This window comes from Gordonia sp. McavH-238-E (genome assembly GCF_022348225.1).
Classification (GTDB): Bacteria; Actinomycetota; Actinomycetes; order Mycobacteriales; family Mycobacteriaceae; genus Gordonia; species Gordonia terrae.
In genome coordinates this window covers 245,201-260,417 of record NZ_JAKRFE010000007.1, presented here as the reverse complement: position 1 = coordinate 260,417, position 15,217 = coordinate 245,201, and the positions used below count along the sequence as shown (strand labels likewise).

12 protein-coding genes are annotated in these 15,217 nt (G+C 64.7%); 2 read left to right on the top strand and 10 right to left on the bottom strand.

From position 1 onward, the window contains the following. Positions 1 to 69: 69 nt before the first annotated feature. Positions 70 to 1,668, top strand: coding sequence for an alkaline phosphatase (locus MHN80_RS12785; protein WP_239402052.1), 1,599 nt, complete (start codon positions 70 to 72; stop codon positions 1,666 to 1,668). Between the two features lie 66 nt (positions 1,669 to 1,734). Here the strand turns inward: MHN80_RS12785 and MHN80_RS12780 are convergent, their stop codons facing one another. The 3 genes from MHN80_RS12780 to MHN80_RS12770 all read right to left on the bottom strand — a co-directional run bounded on the left by MHN80_RS12780 (position 1,735) and on the right by MHN80_RS12770 (position 5,409). Further along, the gene (locus tag MHN80_RS12780; protein ID WP_239402184.1) at positions 1,735 to 3,507 is read right to left on the bottom strand and encodes a penicillin-binding transpeptidase domain-containing protein; all 1,773 of its coding nucleotides are present in this window, start codon (positions 3,505 to 3,507) and stop codon (positions 1,735 to 1,737) included. A gap of 94 nt (positions 3,508 to 3,601) precedes the next feature. Next, positions 3,602 to 4,534: a serine hydrolase gene (locus MHN80_RS12775; RefSeq protein ID WP_239402050.1), complete on the bottom strand. Its 933-nt coding sequence runs from the start codon at positions 4,532 to 4,534 to the stop codon at positions 3,602 to 3,604. After that, complete coding sequence (locus MHN80_RS12770; protein ID WP_239402048.1) at positions 4,531 to 5,409, bottom strand: LysR family transcriptional regulator; 879 nt, start codon at positions 5,407 to 5,409, stop codon at positions 4,531 to 4,533. Before MHN80_RS12770 ends, MHN80_RS12775 begins: the two co-directional genes overlap by 4 nt. A gap of 54 nt (positions 5,410 to 5,463) precedes the next feature. On the opposite strand from MHN80_RS12770, the gene MHN80_RS12765 reads away from it, so the two are divergent. Next, entirely contained in the window at positions 5,464 to 6,306 is an 843-nt protein-coding gene (locus MHN80_RS12765) for an alpha/beta fold hydrolase (protein WP_239402046.1), read from the top strand. A gap of 348 nt (positions 6,307 to 6,654) precedes the next feature. Here the strand turns inward: MHN80_RS12765 and MHN80_RS12760 are convergent, their stop codons facing one another. The 7 genes from MHN80_RS12760 to nuoL all read right to left on the bottom strand — a co-directional run bounded on the left by MHN80_RS12760 (position 6,655) and on the right by nuoL (position 15,209). Continuing rightward, a complete protein-coding gene (locus MHN80_RS12760; RefSeq protein ID WP_239402044.1) occupies positions 6,655 to 7,143 on the bottom strand; it encodes a hypothetical protein in 489 nt (162 codons plus the stop codon). Positions 7,144 to 7,234: 91 nt separating this feature from the next. Beyond that, positions 7,235 to 7,525 (bottom strand): hypothetical protein, encoded by a 291-nt coding sequence (locus tag MHN80_RS12755; RefSeq protein ID WP_004021541.1) that lies wholly within the window; start codon positions 7,523 to 7,525, stop codon positions 7,235 to 7,237. A gap of 15 nt (positions 7,526 to 7,540) precedes the next feature. Further along, positions 7,541 to 7,990, bottom strand: a complete 450-nt coding sequence (locus MHN80_RS12750; RefSeq protein ID WP_239402042.1) for an LpqN/LpqT family lipoprotein — start codon at positions 7,988 to 7,990, stop codon at positions 7,541 to 7,543. An 86-nt stretch (positions 7,991 to 8,076) separates the two neighbouring features. Continuing rightward, a complete protein-coding gene (locus MHN80_RS12745; protein ID WP_239402040.1) occupies positions 8,077 to 9,372 on the bottom strand; it encodes a phage head morphogenesis protein in 1,296 nt (431 codons plus the stop codon). A 538-nt stretch (positions 9,373 to 9,910) separates the two neighbouring features. Continuing rightward, a complete protein-coding gene (gene nuoN, locus MHN80_RS12740; protein WP_239402038.1) occupies positions 9,911 to 11,695 on the bottom strand; it encodes an NADH-quinone oxidoreductase subunit NuoN in 1,785 nt (594 codons plus the stop codon). After that, complete coding sequence (locus tag MHN80_RS12735; RefSeq protein WP_239402036.1) at positions 11,695 to 13,299, bottom strand: NADH-quinone oxidoreductase subunit M; 1,605 nt, start codon at positions 13,297 to 13,299, stop codon at positions 11,695 to 11,697. Before MHN80_RS12735 ends, nuoN begins: the two co-directional genes overlap by 1 nt. After that, complete coding sequence (gene nuoL, locus MHN80_RS12730; protein WP_239402034.1) at positions 13,296 to 15,209, bottom strand: NADH-quinone oxidoreductase subunit L; 1,914 nt, start codon at positions 15,207 to 15,209, stop codon at positions 13,296 to 13,298. Before nuoL ends, MHN80_RS12735 begins: the two co-directional genes overlap by 4 nt. Positions 15,210 to 15,217 lie beyond the last annotated feature (8 nt).

Sequence of the window (15,217 nt, the reverse complement as noted above, 5' to 3'; positions counted from 1 at the left end):
GTGACACGGACACCTTCTGGTCACCCGCGCTTCACGATCCATTGAAAGTGCTGCGCGACCCTGAGGATCATGACCCAACCCGAACGAGTCGGCACCCCGTCACGACGCGCGATTCTGCGCACCGCCGCTGCGGGTGCGCTGCTCGTCCCGGTCGGATCGGCGATGGCGGCCTGTGGGTCGTCGAATACTGGTTCGGCGGCGCCGAGCCTGGTCCGGAATCGACCCGTTCTCACTCACGGAGTGGCCTCCGGGGAGGTCACCAGCGGAGGGGCACTCGTGTGGGCGCGGTCGGACCGTCCGGCCACCATGATCGTCGAGACGGCGTCGAGCGAAACCTTCAGCAATGCACGGAAACTCCGTGGACCGATGCTCACTCCCGCCGGCGATGGGACCGGCCGACTGCGGGTGGCCGGTCTGGAACCCGGGCAGACCGTGCACTACCGCGTCACTCTCGACAGTGAGGACGGGGCGCTCTCCGAACCGGTGACCGGCGTCTTCACCACCGCTCCGGTGCGAGAGCGGGACATCAGGTTCCAATGGTCCGGCGACGTGGTCGGTCAGGGGTGGGGAATCAACCCCGACATGGGCGGGATGACCATCTTCGGCACCATGGCCGATCGCGATCCGCAGTTCTTCATCCACTCCGGCGACGCCATCTACGCCGACAACCCCGTCGAACCGACGCAAGAGCAAAATGACGGCAAGGTCTACCGCAGTATCACCAGCCCGGCGAAGGAACAGGTGGCGCAGACCGTCGACCAGTTCCGCGGGAACTACGCATACAACCTGACCGACCATCATTTTCGACGCTTCGTCGGGTCTATCCCGCAGCTGGTGCAGTGGGACGATCACGAGGTCGTCAACAATTGGTTCCCGGGCGAGAGCCTCGCGGGGCAGGGGCGCGAGGGTTACACCGAGATGAGCGTCGATGTGTTGGCGCGCAATGGACGTCAGGCCTGGCAGGAATGGCAACCCGTCGAGATCGGCTCCGTTGATGTTGTGTATCGCAAGGTCTCCTACGGCCCGCTTCTGGACGTCTTCCTTCTCGACATGCGCAGCCACAAGGACCCGAATCCCGATGCCTGGTCGAAAGACAACGCCGACGGTCTTCTCGGTTCCGAGCAGACGCAGTGGCTCATCGACGGACTCCGGGGTTCGCGGGCCACGTGGAAGATCGTCGCCAACGACCTGCCGCTGAGCATCGTCGTGGAGGACAAGAACACGACACCGGCCCATGGCCCGAAGGCGATGGAAGCAGTCGCGCAGGGGGATGACGGTGGCCCGCTCGGTCGAGAGATCGCGTTCTCTCGCATCCTTTCTCAGACGAGGGACGTTCCGAACATGGTGTTCCTCACCGCCGATGTCCACTACGCCGCCGCGATCTCCTACGAGCCCGACCGCGCGGGCTTCCAGGACTTCTCGCCGTTCTGGGAGTTCGTGGCCGGACCACTGCACGCCGGAGCGTTCCCCGAGAGTCCGCTGGACCGTACATTCGGCGCCGAGTACGAGTTCGTTCACGCGCCGACGGAGTCGAATGTGTCGCCGGCCGAGGGATTCCAGCACTTCGGCGAGGTCACGATCGACGGCAGGACCAAGGTGCTGAGTGTGACTCTGGTCGACGCATCGGGAAAGGACCTGTACCGAAAGGACCTCGAGCCGGCGTCGTGACGACCCGTTGACAGAGTGCGGGATTCGTCCCGGAATCCGTTGCCTGTTCCGCACTCTCGGGAGCGCTCACTCGCTCAACGGCCGCAGGAACTCACCGGTCACGTCGACGGCGGGGGCCGACGACCCGCCGCCCACGACCAAGGTTGCGAACGCCAGGTCCCCGACGATCCCGGCGAACCAGCCATGCGGGTTCTTGTTGTCCCCGTACTCGGCGGTGCCGGTCTTGCCGCCCAAGCCGGGAATGTCCCGGAGTGCGGTGGCCGTACCGCTAATGACCGTGTCACGCATCATGCCCCGAAGTGCACGAGTGACATCGTCCGAGATCTGTTGCGGTTCGATGTCTCCTGTCGTTCGCTGACCCTGAACCAAGCTGGGGACGACGGTTTCGCCGCGCGCGAGACTAGCCTCGGCGAGCGCAAGGCCGAAGGGGCTCACGGTCACCGTGCCCTGACCGATGCCGTTCTCGACACGTAGCGCGGGGGAGTCGGCTCTGGGTACCGAGCCGGTCACAGTCATCAGGCCCGGAATGGTGTAGTCCGCGCCGATGCCGAAGCGGCGCGCCATCGTGGTCAAGGCGTCGTCGGAGAGCTTGTTCGCGAGTGCGCCCATCGTCGTGTTGCACGACCGTGCGAACGCGGTGGGCAGTGGCACGGTCCCCAGGTCGAAGTCATCCTCATTCGGGATGGTCCGCCCCTCGATGGTGGCGCGACCGGGGCAGCGGACCTGCGAACCGACCTGCACCGCATCGGCATCGAGCGCAGCGGCGGTCGTGATGGTCTTGAAGGTCGAACCCGGTGGATAAAGGCCGGACAGCGACACCGACCCCGACTTGTCGGCGGCGTCGTTCTGTGCGACGGCGACGATGCCCCCGGTCGAGGGCTTGATTGCGACGATCATGGCTGGGCGTCGGTCACCGTCGACGGCGAGCTGAGCCCGGGTCTGGATATCGCGGTCGATGGTGGTTCGCACCGGCGGTGTCGGACCGGGCTGAGCCGAATCCACCAGGTGGGTGGGAGTGCCCTCGGCGTCGACTATCTGAACCGACCACCCGGCCGTGGCGTCGATCGCCGTGCGCCAGATGTCCTCGAGTCCCGACATCGCCGGCGAGTGGAGAGCTTTCGTCGCGCTGAGGAGCGCGCCCTGCTCGGTGAGCGTGACGCCGGGGATGGCTGCCACGTCGCGCTTCACCCGGCCGATGTCGGAGTCGCGGAGTCGGATGACCGTGTGTTGCGGAGCGTCGTTGCCCTCGAAGCTCGCGCGGATCCCGGCGGCCGTCATCCCGGGTTCGACAGGCCGGAGCGCACGCGCGAGTGTGGCTGCCGAATTGAGTTGGGTGCGCGACAGGCTCACCAGCGTCACGGGTTGCCACGTCATGAGGGGTCGACCGTTGGAGTCGAGCACCGGGGTTCGGTATGCGCGATCGTCGCTGTAGGAGAACGATTCTCCGGCACGGAGCTGTCGGTGCATCACCGACGGCTGCCACCGGACCCGCCACTGCGAATTCGACTCGACGAGCGTCACAGAGGTCTGATATTCGACACTGCGGTCCCGGATCTGCCAACGATGATCGAGCGAACCGCTGACCTCCTTGTCGTCGACGAGGCTGCCGGTCACCGAGAGCTTCGGCGTCTGACCCATGCCGTCGAACACCGCTGCGATCGCCGCGCCTGCCGCTGCCGGATCGTCGGTGAGCGCCGCGGCACCGGTGGCATCACCCTTCTGCAGAGCAGCGGCGAACGACCGCAACGAATCCTCCGGCGAGTCCGAGGTCAGGAAGCACCCTGACACCGTGCCCACGATCACCGCACATGCACTCAGGAGTGCCCACCAACGACGCATGTCCGCAAGCCAACCCATCGGGCCACCGTGACGCAAAGTTTCGGCACGCGATAGGTCGATAGTGATTCGCTATCGCCGCTGTTGGGACGCCCCATCAACCTCCGTCATCGGGCGTTCGCAATTCGGTGACGACGGCGCGTGCGACCGACCCGATCGCACGATCGACCTCCGGTAGGGCCATCTCGGATCTCGCACTCATCGTGAACACCGCGATCGCGACCGGCAGCTCGCCGGGGAACTCGACGACCCCGACCTCGTTGCGGACGGCGACGAGCGTGCCCGTCTTTCCCGCGACGCTGACTCGTCGGAACGGAAACCCCGACGCGAGTCGCGAGGTGAACACCTGCTTCCTCATCGTCTGGCGGACGAACTCGCACGATGGTGCGGACGCTGCGCGATCGGTCCAGACCGCGTCGAGCAGGGTCGTGCAGTCGCGCGGTGTCGCGGAGCTGGAGTAGGCGGCGTCGTAGGCGCTGACCGATGCGTCGAGGTCGGGATCGGCCAGTGCGGCGAATGCCTCGGCGACCGTACTCGTGCCGGTCTCCCGCTGCAGACGTTCGTGGAGTTCGGCGACGCCTCCGACGATCCGGGTGTTCGTCAGGCCCAGTTCGGCGAGATCGTCTCGGACCTGCTGCAATCCGATCTGGGCGAGGATGACGTCGGCGGCGACATTGTCGGACGCGGTCATCATCGACGTTGCGAGGTCACGCCAGGACAAGGTCACCGGATCGACGAAGAGCGCGAGTCCGGTCGGGCCCTGAGCCCAACGGGTGGGATCGACGGTGACCGACGCGGAGAGATCGATGTCGCCGCGATCTGCGATGCGGCACAGGGAGATCAGCACGGCCAGTTTGTAGACCGACGCGAGGACGACCGGCGTGTCGGCGTCGTGGCAGTACTCGATGGGCGTCGGGCCGATCGTCCGAACATGCACACAACCAGAACAACCTGCGTCGGCGAAAGACTCGCGGACAACCCGATCGAGTTCGGTACGGACGGACTCGGGCAGGGTCGACGATGCGCTCACGAGGCCTTGCCGATCCGGTAGAGGGCAGCGGTGACGACTTCGGCCACCTCGCCGAGGCCGGGTTCGCGATACACGACCCGAAGGCGCAGGGCGGTGGCGTCCCGGCCGATGGGAACGCAGCCGACGGCCTCGACCGCGGCGAGGGCGTCACGATCGGCGGTGAGCGCGAAGGCGTGCCCGGCGGCGACCGCCGCCAGCACCTGATCGGCCGAGGTCACCGGATGCAACTGCGGGTCGAGTCCCGACTCGCGGAGCCGGTCGATCAGCTGGTCGTGTGCCGGCGGGTTGAACGATCGCGGCGTGTGGCAGAACCGCAAGTCGGCCAGTTGCCGCAGGCGCGGCCGGTCGGTGGATGCCACCGGGTGCGTTGCAGGAACCACCACCGAACGCTTGAGTACGACGACCGGCCCGGCGGCACACGAGCCGGTGACACAGGGTGCTTCGACGACGGCGAGGTCGATGGTGCCTGCCGAGACCTGTTCGATGAGGTTCACTGTCGAGGCGCTGACGGAGTCCTGCCCTGATGTCACACCGGCGATGCGCTGCGCCAGAGTGGCCGTGATCGTCGAACCGACGAGTGATGCAGCACCCCAACGTAATACCTCAGTTCGTTCGTGGAGTCGACGGGCTTCGCCGAGGAACCTCGAGGCGTCGTCGATGAGCAGTCGGGCTCGGGGTAAAAGTTCGCGGCCGGCGTCGGTGAGCTCGGCGCCGCGCGTGGTGCGTCGGATGAGCTGGAGACCCAACTGCTTTTCCAGACGCCGCAGACCCTGCGACACCGGCGGCTGCGTCATCTCCAGGCGGGCCGCAGCCTCGCCGAAATGGCCCTCCTCGGCCACGGCGACGAAGAACCGCAGGTGCCTGATCAGATCCACGGGTTCCAGGATGGCATGGTGGGTGCAGTATGTGTCTGAGCGAGGAGAAGCAGCGTGGATACGTTCACCACCGACGGACTGATCTTCGAGGTGACGGATTTGGGAGCCGACGACGACCCGACTGTGGTTCTCCTCCACGGATTCCCCCAGGACCGCACGGCGTGGGACGCGGTAGGTCTGTCGCTTGCCGGACGTGGTTTCCGGGTCCTGATCCCGAACCTGCGTGGTTACTCGCCTGAGGCGTGTCCGCGGCCGGTGTCGCGGTACGGGTTGCCACGCCTCGTCGCCGACATCATCGCGTTGCTCGACGCGGCCGAGGTCGACAGCGCTCACGTCGTGGGCCACGACTGGGGAGGGGCTTTGGTGTGGACGATGCGCAGAACTCACCCACACCGACTGCGTACCGCCACCATCGTGTCGACCCCGCACCCCCAGGCCCTGGCGTGGGGTATGACGCGGACAAACCAAGCTCTGAAGAGCTGGTACATGCTCGCGCTGACTCTGCCGGCCGCGCCGGAATACGTCCTGACTAGACACTTGGCTCGATTCTTGGAGCGATCAGGTCTCTCTGAGGACCGTGCAAGCCACTATCAGCAACGTCTGAAGCGAGGAGGTGCCGCGCGGGGCGCAGTCAACTGGTATCGGCGGATGTTGTTCGAAATGCTTCGGCCGCCGAAGCACCCCCGCCCGCCGTCATCGCATCAGAAGGTGCCCACGGTCTACATCTACGGTCGCGACGATCCGTTCTTCAGTAGGGCTGTGATGCGCAAGACCGCCGAAGTCGCTCGCGGGGTGGACGTTCGCGAGATGCGTGGTGGGCATTGGCTACCGGAATCCGCACCGGACGCTTTGTTGCACAGCATTGTTCGGCAGGTATCGAATGTCAGTGCCGACTGAAACGGCCGGCGCATGTATCGCGCTTACTGCGGGGAGCCTTGGTGTGCTGCGCAGCAGATGGGTGTGTTATCGACTTCTCCTCCGGCAGAGGAAGTTCTCGGGTCGAACGCCTTGGAGATCGGGATGATTCTTGTTCCCAATGCAGCTGCAGCTCATCGACGTTGCGGCAGTTTGCGCCGGACTTTGGACACAACTGCCGCAACTCGAACCGCGGCCCCGAAACGGGACCGTGCATGGCCTTCACAACACCAGAGTGACTAGCTAATCGTCGCTAACAACCGCATTTTGGGTGTGCGCTGGACCGGACCATGGCTAAGGTGTGTGTACCACGTGTCGAGCCGTCGTCGCCTATCCTCTGAGCTGGGCAAGTTCGTCGCGGAGGTTTTCGCGAGCGCGACGTTCCCAGTGGGCCCGGCCGTAGTCCGTTTTGTACAGCGAGTCCATGTCAAGTAGATGGTTGAGAACGGTAGTCCGACCTGCTTTGTAAGCATCGTCTTCGACGGCAGAGTATTCGTCGCGGACACTGGAGTTGTAGGCGGCATACTCGCTGGGGCTGCTCGCCAGTATCGACAAGTCCGCGTCGCACAGTGCCGCCGCGTTCTGGTCGCAAATGTCGGCGGTGTGCGTAGCGGTGACTCGAACAAGCCGTGCGACCTCGGGCGCACACGCACGGCCGGTCAGCATCGTCTCGGCAAGGTTGGCGGACTTTTCTTCATTGTCTGGAGAGCCAATCTCGTAGACAGAATCGTGAAACCATGCCGCAAGCTGAACTGCTTCTTCATCGAATGGAGTACCGGCAGAACGTAGTACGGAAAGCGAGCTGATGACTTGATTCAAGTGTCGAACGTCATGGTACTTCCGATGGGGCTCGCTCCATCGGCTGATCAGCGCATCCCGATCCTGTGTGTTTAGGTATGCGGTTCCATGCTCAGGCATGAAACTCGCCCTTGGGTAGGCGTTGCCGAGCCGTTGACGGCCACCCTTCCGCTGGGGTGGTAATGGTCCAGTTGTCGGGAACTCGGCTGAAATCCATCCATCGACCATGTCCCAAGTAGAGCGAGTACGCCTCTTCGTCCGGGAAGTTGCCCATTCGCACATAGATCGACTCGCCGTCGAAGTTTCCGACGTACCACGAGCTGTCGAGCGGATCGGCAACAAAGTCGATCTGTGTGGCGAGCGCTTGGTCGAGGTCTGCAACGATGGACGCACGTGTTACCACTCTGACTCCTAAGTGTTAATCGTCGAAGTGTGCGGAACTGACCATATCGTTCAGGGCTGACCACGTCTCAAGGCGAGTTGACGCGGTAGTACCCGTGCACTGCAGGAGGTAGGCCACATTGCCCCGTCGATATGCCTCGAACTTATTGACCGTGTAGAGCCATTTGCCGTCATCTTCTCGATGACTGCCTGCTTGTATGGTCGCTCCTTCGGTACGCGTACTTATCGGATACCGGTCCGCGCGTTGCTCGGTCCACTCCGGAAACTCGCGAGCCTCGACGAAGGCGTGATCGAACAAGTCGTTTATGTCAACCGTCGCGTCCACTACGAAACGTGTCAGGATCACGGTGACGTTGTCCGTAAAGCCTTCTTCTTGGGCTTGTTGCGCTAAATACAAGGCTATGAGCCCTAATTGCGTACCTGCGGGGTCGGCTCGATATTCGACAGCGTCGACCTCGATGCGCACGTCACCCGGGAGTGTTCGAGGATCGGCGACGCGTGATTGAACTACCGCCATCCGCTCAAGTCTGTCGTACAAAGTCCAGTTCTCGCTCAATCGAACAGGCCACCAATCTGCTTTCCGAATGTTCCTCCGATAAGTCCGCCGGCAAGGCCACCGACGACTACCCCGATGCCGACTCCGATAGGACCACCTGCTGCGCCTGCCAACGCACCGTACTCGGCGCCCGCCCACGCACCACCGACGGCACCTACGCCACTTCCCGCCGCTTCAGGGACGCTCTCCTCGCCATTCTTGACTTGGTTGTACCCGTCGTAAACCTCGTAGGCCACTGCCGCTGGTAGGGCGATCTTCGCCGCAACCTTCGTGGCTGTTGCGCCCATGCGGTCGGGAGCTACTTCTACTGGGCCAGCTCGAGGCGCCCGTGATTCAACCTCCCTTGGATCCGGCAGAACCGGCTTGTCCGGGTCTATCCCGAGACGCGTATTCACGGACTCGCGGCTTGTGGATGAAGACCTGATTATGTCGTCAAGTGCCTGCTCGCGGCTCATCCCATATTTTTGAGCTTTGTGCTCGATCAGTTGTTCCATATTCTTGTTTGGCTCTTCACGAAACAGCTGGGATGCGAGGTTTTGATCCGCCATAAGGGCGCGAGCCTTCGTTCGGATCTCGTTCCGAAGCTCTTGCGCAATCAGTGCCCGCTGATCCAATGGCATATCAGACTTTGCCAAAGTGTCATTGAGGGACTTCAGTCTCCGTTCGGCTTCTGCGTAGTAACTCCGAGTCTCGGAATTCGTCAGTGATCCATCCGGGTAGTGTGGAAGACCAAGCGATGCAATACCGAAGACGCCCGCATAGGTACCGTCAAATGCTCCCGGTGGAATCTGTTCAGGACGAAGTTCTCCGTCTGCTGCTCTGATCGCCGCGGCCAGATCATCATCCGCAGCCTCTGCATTGATCAACAGTTGGTTGACTCGAATCTGAAGCGCCGTCCGAAGGGACTCCCTCTTCTCCGAGTCCTCGGCGGACATCACGGTCTGTAGGGTGGAGGCCACTCTGCCGCTATCCTCGACGATAAAGCCATCGCTAAACGCGTCGCCGCGGATCTGGCCGAGGACTCGCTTGATGGTTTCGACCTTTTGTGCCGCAGCCCGCGCGGCCGCAGCTATCGTGGCGACTTGGTTTCCGTGAGCATCGAAGTCAACCCGGGCCCGACCAATGGAACGCTTTGCGGCTGCGGCGGCGTCACCGTCCCAAGAAGAGAACGTATCCAGGTTCTTCAGATTAGTTGATTGAGTCGTGCAGTGTTCTGCTTGGCCAGCGCACACGCGGAAAACCGCTTCAATGTCCGCTGCATTCCAGCGATCGATATCGGATATCGATATCACAAGTTGAGCATTCGGTCCGAGACCGGGGGAGCGACGTCCGCTTGGCCATCGCTAGGCGGTTTCGCGAGGTTGGCGGCTGAAATACTGTCATCGAGTTCGAACTTGTACGCCGCGGCTACGAACCGAGCTGAGTTCTCTCCGAGACGTGCGGTCAGGTCCCGCGCAGACGCCTGCAGTCCACCAACTCGTTCTGCCAATGCTCGAGCCGACGCGCCCACCCAGCCAGCTTCAGCGGCCTCCGCCAAGGTCCGGAACCCGCCATGAAAAACGTCGATGGCCTCGTCGTGCCAACCGCCTAGCTGTTGACCCCCATACCGCAGATTGACAGGATCAACCGACACTCTCTCGCTCATTGCGACCCCCAGCTATCGACGAGCATGCGACCCGAGGTATTCGGACCCGTAACGATAGTAGTTGGGCAGGATCTTCCGTACGGGGTGCACGTTGCATCTGGGGATAGACCGGACGCAAGTCGGTTACCCGGCATGGGACGCGGCTACCAGCACTGCTGTTCCACAGACGGGCGCTTGTTGCCCAATCAGCGCAGGAACACCGCGGCGGATTCCGCGAGATCGAGCAGCGGTTGGGGGAAGACACCGAGCGCCACCGTCACCAGCGTGCACAGGGCGATCCCGGAGGTCGTCAGCACGCTCGGCTTCACCACATGCGGGGCGCCGGTGGTGGGGACGTCGTCGAAGAACATGGCCACGATGATGCGGATGTAGACGTAGGCGGCGATCGCGCTGCTGATGACGCCGACGACCACGAGCACGCCGCCGCCGGAGCCGGCGGCTGCGGCGAAGACATCGAACTTGGCGATGAAACCGCTGGTCAGGGGGATGCCCGCGAACGAGAGCAGGTAGACCGCGAACATGGCGCCCACCAACGGGTATCGGCGTCCCAACCCCGACCATTGGGTGAGGTCGGTGGCCTCCCGGCCGGACAGGTGCGGGTTCCGTGGGGCGGGTGTCGTGCCGTGGACGGCGGCGTTGCGAGTGGAGGTCCCGGCGGCGGAGTCGGGTTCGCGGATCACCGCGACGGTCGCGAAGGCGCCGAGAGTGGTGAACGCGTAGGCGGCGAGGTAGAAGAGCGTGGCGCCGAGGCCGGCCTCGGCGAAGGCGATCAGGCCGAGCAGGATGAACCCGGCGTGTGCGATGGACGAGTACGCGAGCATCCGTTTCACGTCGTTCTGGGTCACCGCCATCACCGAGGCGATGACCATCGAGGCGATCGCCACCGCCCACAACGCGGGCTCCCACTGCCCGCGGAGCCCCTCGAAGCCGACGTAGAACACGCGCAGCAGCGCCCCGAAGGCGGCGACCTTGGTCGCTGCGGCCATGAACGCGGTGACCGGCGTCGGCGCGCCCTGGTAGACATCGGGAATCCACGAATGGAACGGCACCGCACCCACTTTGAAGAGCAGGCCCACTGCGAGCAGTGCCAGTCCGATGAGGGCCAGCGTGGTGTCGCCACCGCTGTCGGCAGTCGCGGAGATCGACGCACCGATCGTCGAGAGGTTGAGCGAACCGGTGGCGCCGTAGACGAATGCCGAACCGAACAGGAAGAACGCCGACGAGAACGCGCCCAGCAGGAAGTACTTCAGCGAGGCCTCCTGCGAGATGAGGCGCCGTCGCCGCGCAAGTCCACACAGTAGGTACAACGGGAGCGAGAACACCTCCAGCGCCACGAACATCGTGAGCAGGTCGCCGCATGCCGGGAACAGCATCATCCCACCCACCGCGAGCAGTGCCAGGGGAAAGACCTCGGTGGTGACCGCGCCGGCGCGGGTGGCCTCGAACTCGGCGTCGGTGTTGGGCACCGACGCCCCGGACGGGGTGAACATGTCGGCGTCGACGCCACCGCCGGTCGGGCCGCCGCTGGTGATGCCGCTGCCGGCCGACGACTCGGACCCGCCGACCCCGGCGAGTTTGCGCATCGTCACGGGCGCCACGACCCGCTCGAGGCGACGCTCGGCCATGAACCCGACCGCGACGATCGCGATGATCATCAGCAGCCCTTGCAGATACAGGGTCGGGCGGTCGATCACGACCGCGCCGGACATAGCGAACTCGCCGTTCGCGCCGTCGTGCGTCTGCTCGACCGTCACCGTGACCAGCGCGGCGAGGCCGACGATCAGTGCGCCCAGTGAGAGCGACAGTTGCAGTGGGTATCGCAGTCGGCTGGGCGCGAAGGCTTCGACGAGCACCCCGATGACGCCGGCGCCGAACACGATGAGCATCGGCGACAGTGACGCGTATTCGACGCTGGGGGTGGCGATGGCGGCGAGCGTCATCGGACCGTCGGTGAGGGTTGTCGGGTTCATCAGTTGCCCTCCGCATCCGGTTCGGCCACCGCTGGTTCGGGCGCCTCGACGCCGACTGTGGTGAGAGTTGCCTGCACTGCGGGATCGATCAGGTCGATCATCGGCTTCGGGTACACCCCCAGCGCGATGAGCAGCGCGAGCAACGGGGCGACGACCACCAGTTCACGTCCCGCCAGGTCGCGCATCGACGATCCTCGGACATCAGGTGCCTTCGGTGGCCCGCCCATCATGCGCTGATAGGTCCACAGGATGTAGATCGCCGAGAGGACGAGCGCCGAACAGGCGACCACTGCGGCGACCGGATAGCGGGTGAATGTGCCGATGAGGACCAGGAACTCGCTGATGAACGGCCCGAGACCGGGGAGGGAGAGAGTGGCGAGTCCGGCGACGAGGAAGGTGCCCGCGAGGACCGGCGCGACCTTCTGTACCCCGCCGTAATCGGCGATCAAGGTGCTCCCGCGCCGGGACACCAGGAACCCGGCGATGAGGAACAGTGCGGCGGTCGAGATCCCGTGGTTGACCATGTAGAGGGCGGAGCCGGTCTGGCCCTGATCGGTCATCACGAAGATGCCGAGGATGATGAAGCCGAAGTGGGAGATCGACGTATAGGCGATCAGCCGCATCACGTCGGTCTGGCCGATCGCCAGCACCGCGCCGTAGACGATGCTGACCACCGCCAGCCCACAGACGAGCGGCGCGAAGTACTGTGACGCGTCCGGGAACAGCTGCATGCAGAATCGCAGCATCGCGAAGGTCCCGACCTTGTCCATCACGGCCATCATCAGTACCGCCGAGGCCGGAGTCGCCGCGACCGCGGCGTCGGGCAGCCACGAATGCAGCGGCCACAGCGGCGCCTTGACCGCGAACGCGAACAGGAAGCCGAGGAAGAGCAGCTTGGCCAGTCCGGTCGAGTCGTCGATCTGTCCGCTCGCGACAGCGGCGGCGATGTCCGGCAGTGCGAAGGTTCCGCCACCGTCCGCACCGACGCCGTTCTGGGCGGTCACCACGTAGAGTCCGATCACCGCGGCCAACAGAACGAGGCCACCGAAGAGGTTGTACAGCAGGAACTTCACCGCGGCCGCCGACCGGTTGGGTCCGGTGCCGAACCCGCCGATCAGGAAGTACATCGGGATGAGCATCGCCTCGAAGAAGATGTAGAACAGCAGCACGTCGAGCGCGACGAAGCTCATCAGCACCATCGCCTCGGTCGCGAGGAACAGCGCCAGATAGATGTGCGGGCCCTTCTGTGCGCGGCCGCCCGAATTGTCCAGCGAGCCCGACGATTCGACGTCGCGCCAGCCGGCGACGAGCAGAAGTGGCAGGAGCGCCGCGGTCAGCAGTATCAAGACCAGCCCGATGCCGTCGAGCCCCAATCCGTACCGCGTACCCAACGCCGGTATCCAACTGACGTCCTCCACGAACTGGTACCGCTGGCCGTCCGGATCGAAACCGATCGCGAGACCGATCGACAGGGCGAGAACGGCCACGGACACCACGAGCGCGAACCACTTCGCCGCGGTCACCCGATGTGCCGGGACTGCGAGGACGAGCGCGGCGCCGACCGCGGGCGCGACCCAGAGGACGGTCAGCCAGGGGATGCTCACAGGACGTTCACCGCCATCACCAGGGCGACGATCACGGTGGTGCCGGCGAACATCGACAGGGCATAGGACCGGACATATCCGTTCTGCCACCCGCGTATTCGTCGCGACGCGCCGGTCACCGCATCGCCGACGCCGCTGGTGAGCGCGTCGACGCCGTCGGACTCGACTGCGACGAGGCCGGCGGTGACCCGCTGACCCGGCCGCATCAGCAGCTCTTCGTTGACGGCGTCGCCGTACAGATCGCGTCGGGCGGCCACGGTGAGCACGGACACGTCCTCGGGTGCGGTCACCGGTACCGGCCGAGTCGCGTATCGACGATAGGCGACAGCCACGCCGACGGCGACCACGAGCAGGATGATCGCCGTCATGGCCCACACCGGGATGAGGTGGTGCGGGGTGTGTTCGCCGACAACGGGTTCGAGCCACGTCTCCAGCGATCCGCCGATGGCCAGGAGGCCGCCCGAGGCGATGGACCCGAGTGCGATCAGGATCATCGGGCCGGTCATGACCCGCGGCGACTCGTGCGGGTGCGGTGCCGGCGAGTCCGTGCCGTCGTGCCAGCGCCTCTCGCCGAAGAAGGTGAGCAGCATGACCCGGGTCATGTAGAAGGCGGTGATCCCGGCACCGAGAAGTGCAGCGCCACCGAGGATCAGTCCCTTTGCCCCACCGGCACCGAACGCCGCCTCGATGATGTGATCCTTCGAGTAGAAGCCGGCGAACGGCGGTACCCCGATGATGGCGAGGTACCCGACGCCGAAGGTGACGAACGTGATCGGCATGAGGGTGCGCAGGCCACCGTAGCGGCGCATGTCGGTCTCGTCGTTCATCCCGTGCATCACCGAACCCGCGCCGAGGAACAGGCCTGCCTTGAAGAATCCGTGGGTCAGCAGGTGCAGGATGGCGAACGCGTAGCCCGCCGGCCCGAGCCCGGCGGCCAGGACCATGTACCCGATCTGACTCATCGTCGACGCGGCGAGTGCCTTCTTGATGTCGTCCTTCGCGCAACCGATGATCGCGCCGAACAACAGGGTGACCGCGCCGACGACCACGACCCCGACCTGGGCGGCGGGGGCGAGGTCGAAGATCGCACCCGAGCGGACGATGAGGTAGACGCCCGCGGTCACCATGGTCGCGGCGTGGATCAGCGCCGACACCGGGGTCGGACCCTCCATCGCGTCGCCAAGCCAGGACTGCAGCGGCACCTGTGCCGACTTGCCGCACGCGGCGAGGAGCAGCACGAAACCCAGTGCGGTGAGGGTGCTCTCGCCCGCCTGGGAGGCGCCGCCGAACACCGCGGTGAAGGCCACCGAGCCGAACGTGGCGAACATGATCATGAGGGCGACGGCCAGCCCGATGTCGCCGACCCGGTTGACGACGAAGGCCTTTTTGGCCGCGGTGGCCGCCGACGGCTTGTGCTGCCAGAAGCCGATCAGCAGGTAGGACGCGAGGCCGACTCCCTCCCAGCCGAGGTAGAGGCCCAGATAGTTGTCGGCCAGGACGAGGACGAGCATGGCCGCGAGAAACAGGTTGAGGTAGGCGAAGAATCGACGACGATCGGGATCGTCCTGCATGTATCCGATCGAGTAGACGTGGATGAGTGAACCGACGCCGGTGATCAGGAGGACGAAGCACATCGACAGCTGATCGAGGAGAAGTCCGAAGTCGACCTGCAGCTCGCCCACCGGTACCCAACTGAACAGGATGTCCGACACGGCGCGGTCATCGGCGCCACGAGAGACCATGCCGGCGAACATGATCAGCGCGACCGCGAACGACGCGATCGCGAGCACCGTGCCGAGCAGGTGCCCCCACCGGTCGGTGACCCTGCCGCCGAGGAGAAGGATCGCCGCGCCGAGCAGCGGCAGTGCCGGGATCGACCAGAGCAGTGACGCAGTGAGTTCGGCGTTCACCAATCCTC

What these genes read in the sequence shown, in the direction of transcription:
- nuoN (WP_239402038.1), bottom strand. Translation starts at nt 11,695, where the DNA reads ATGAACCCGACAACCCTCACCGACGGTCCGATGACGCTCGCCGCCATC.
- MHN80_RS12785 (WP_239402052.1), top strand. Translation starts at nt 70, where the DNA reads ATGACCCAACCCGAACGAGTCGGCACCCCGTCACGACGCGCGATTCTG.
- MHN80_RS12780 (WP_239402184.1), bottom strand. Translation starts at nt 3,507, where the DNA reads ATGCGTCGTTGGTGGGCACTCCTGAGTGCATGTGCGGTGATCGTGGGC.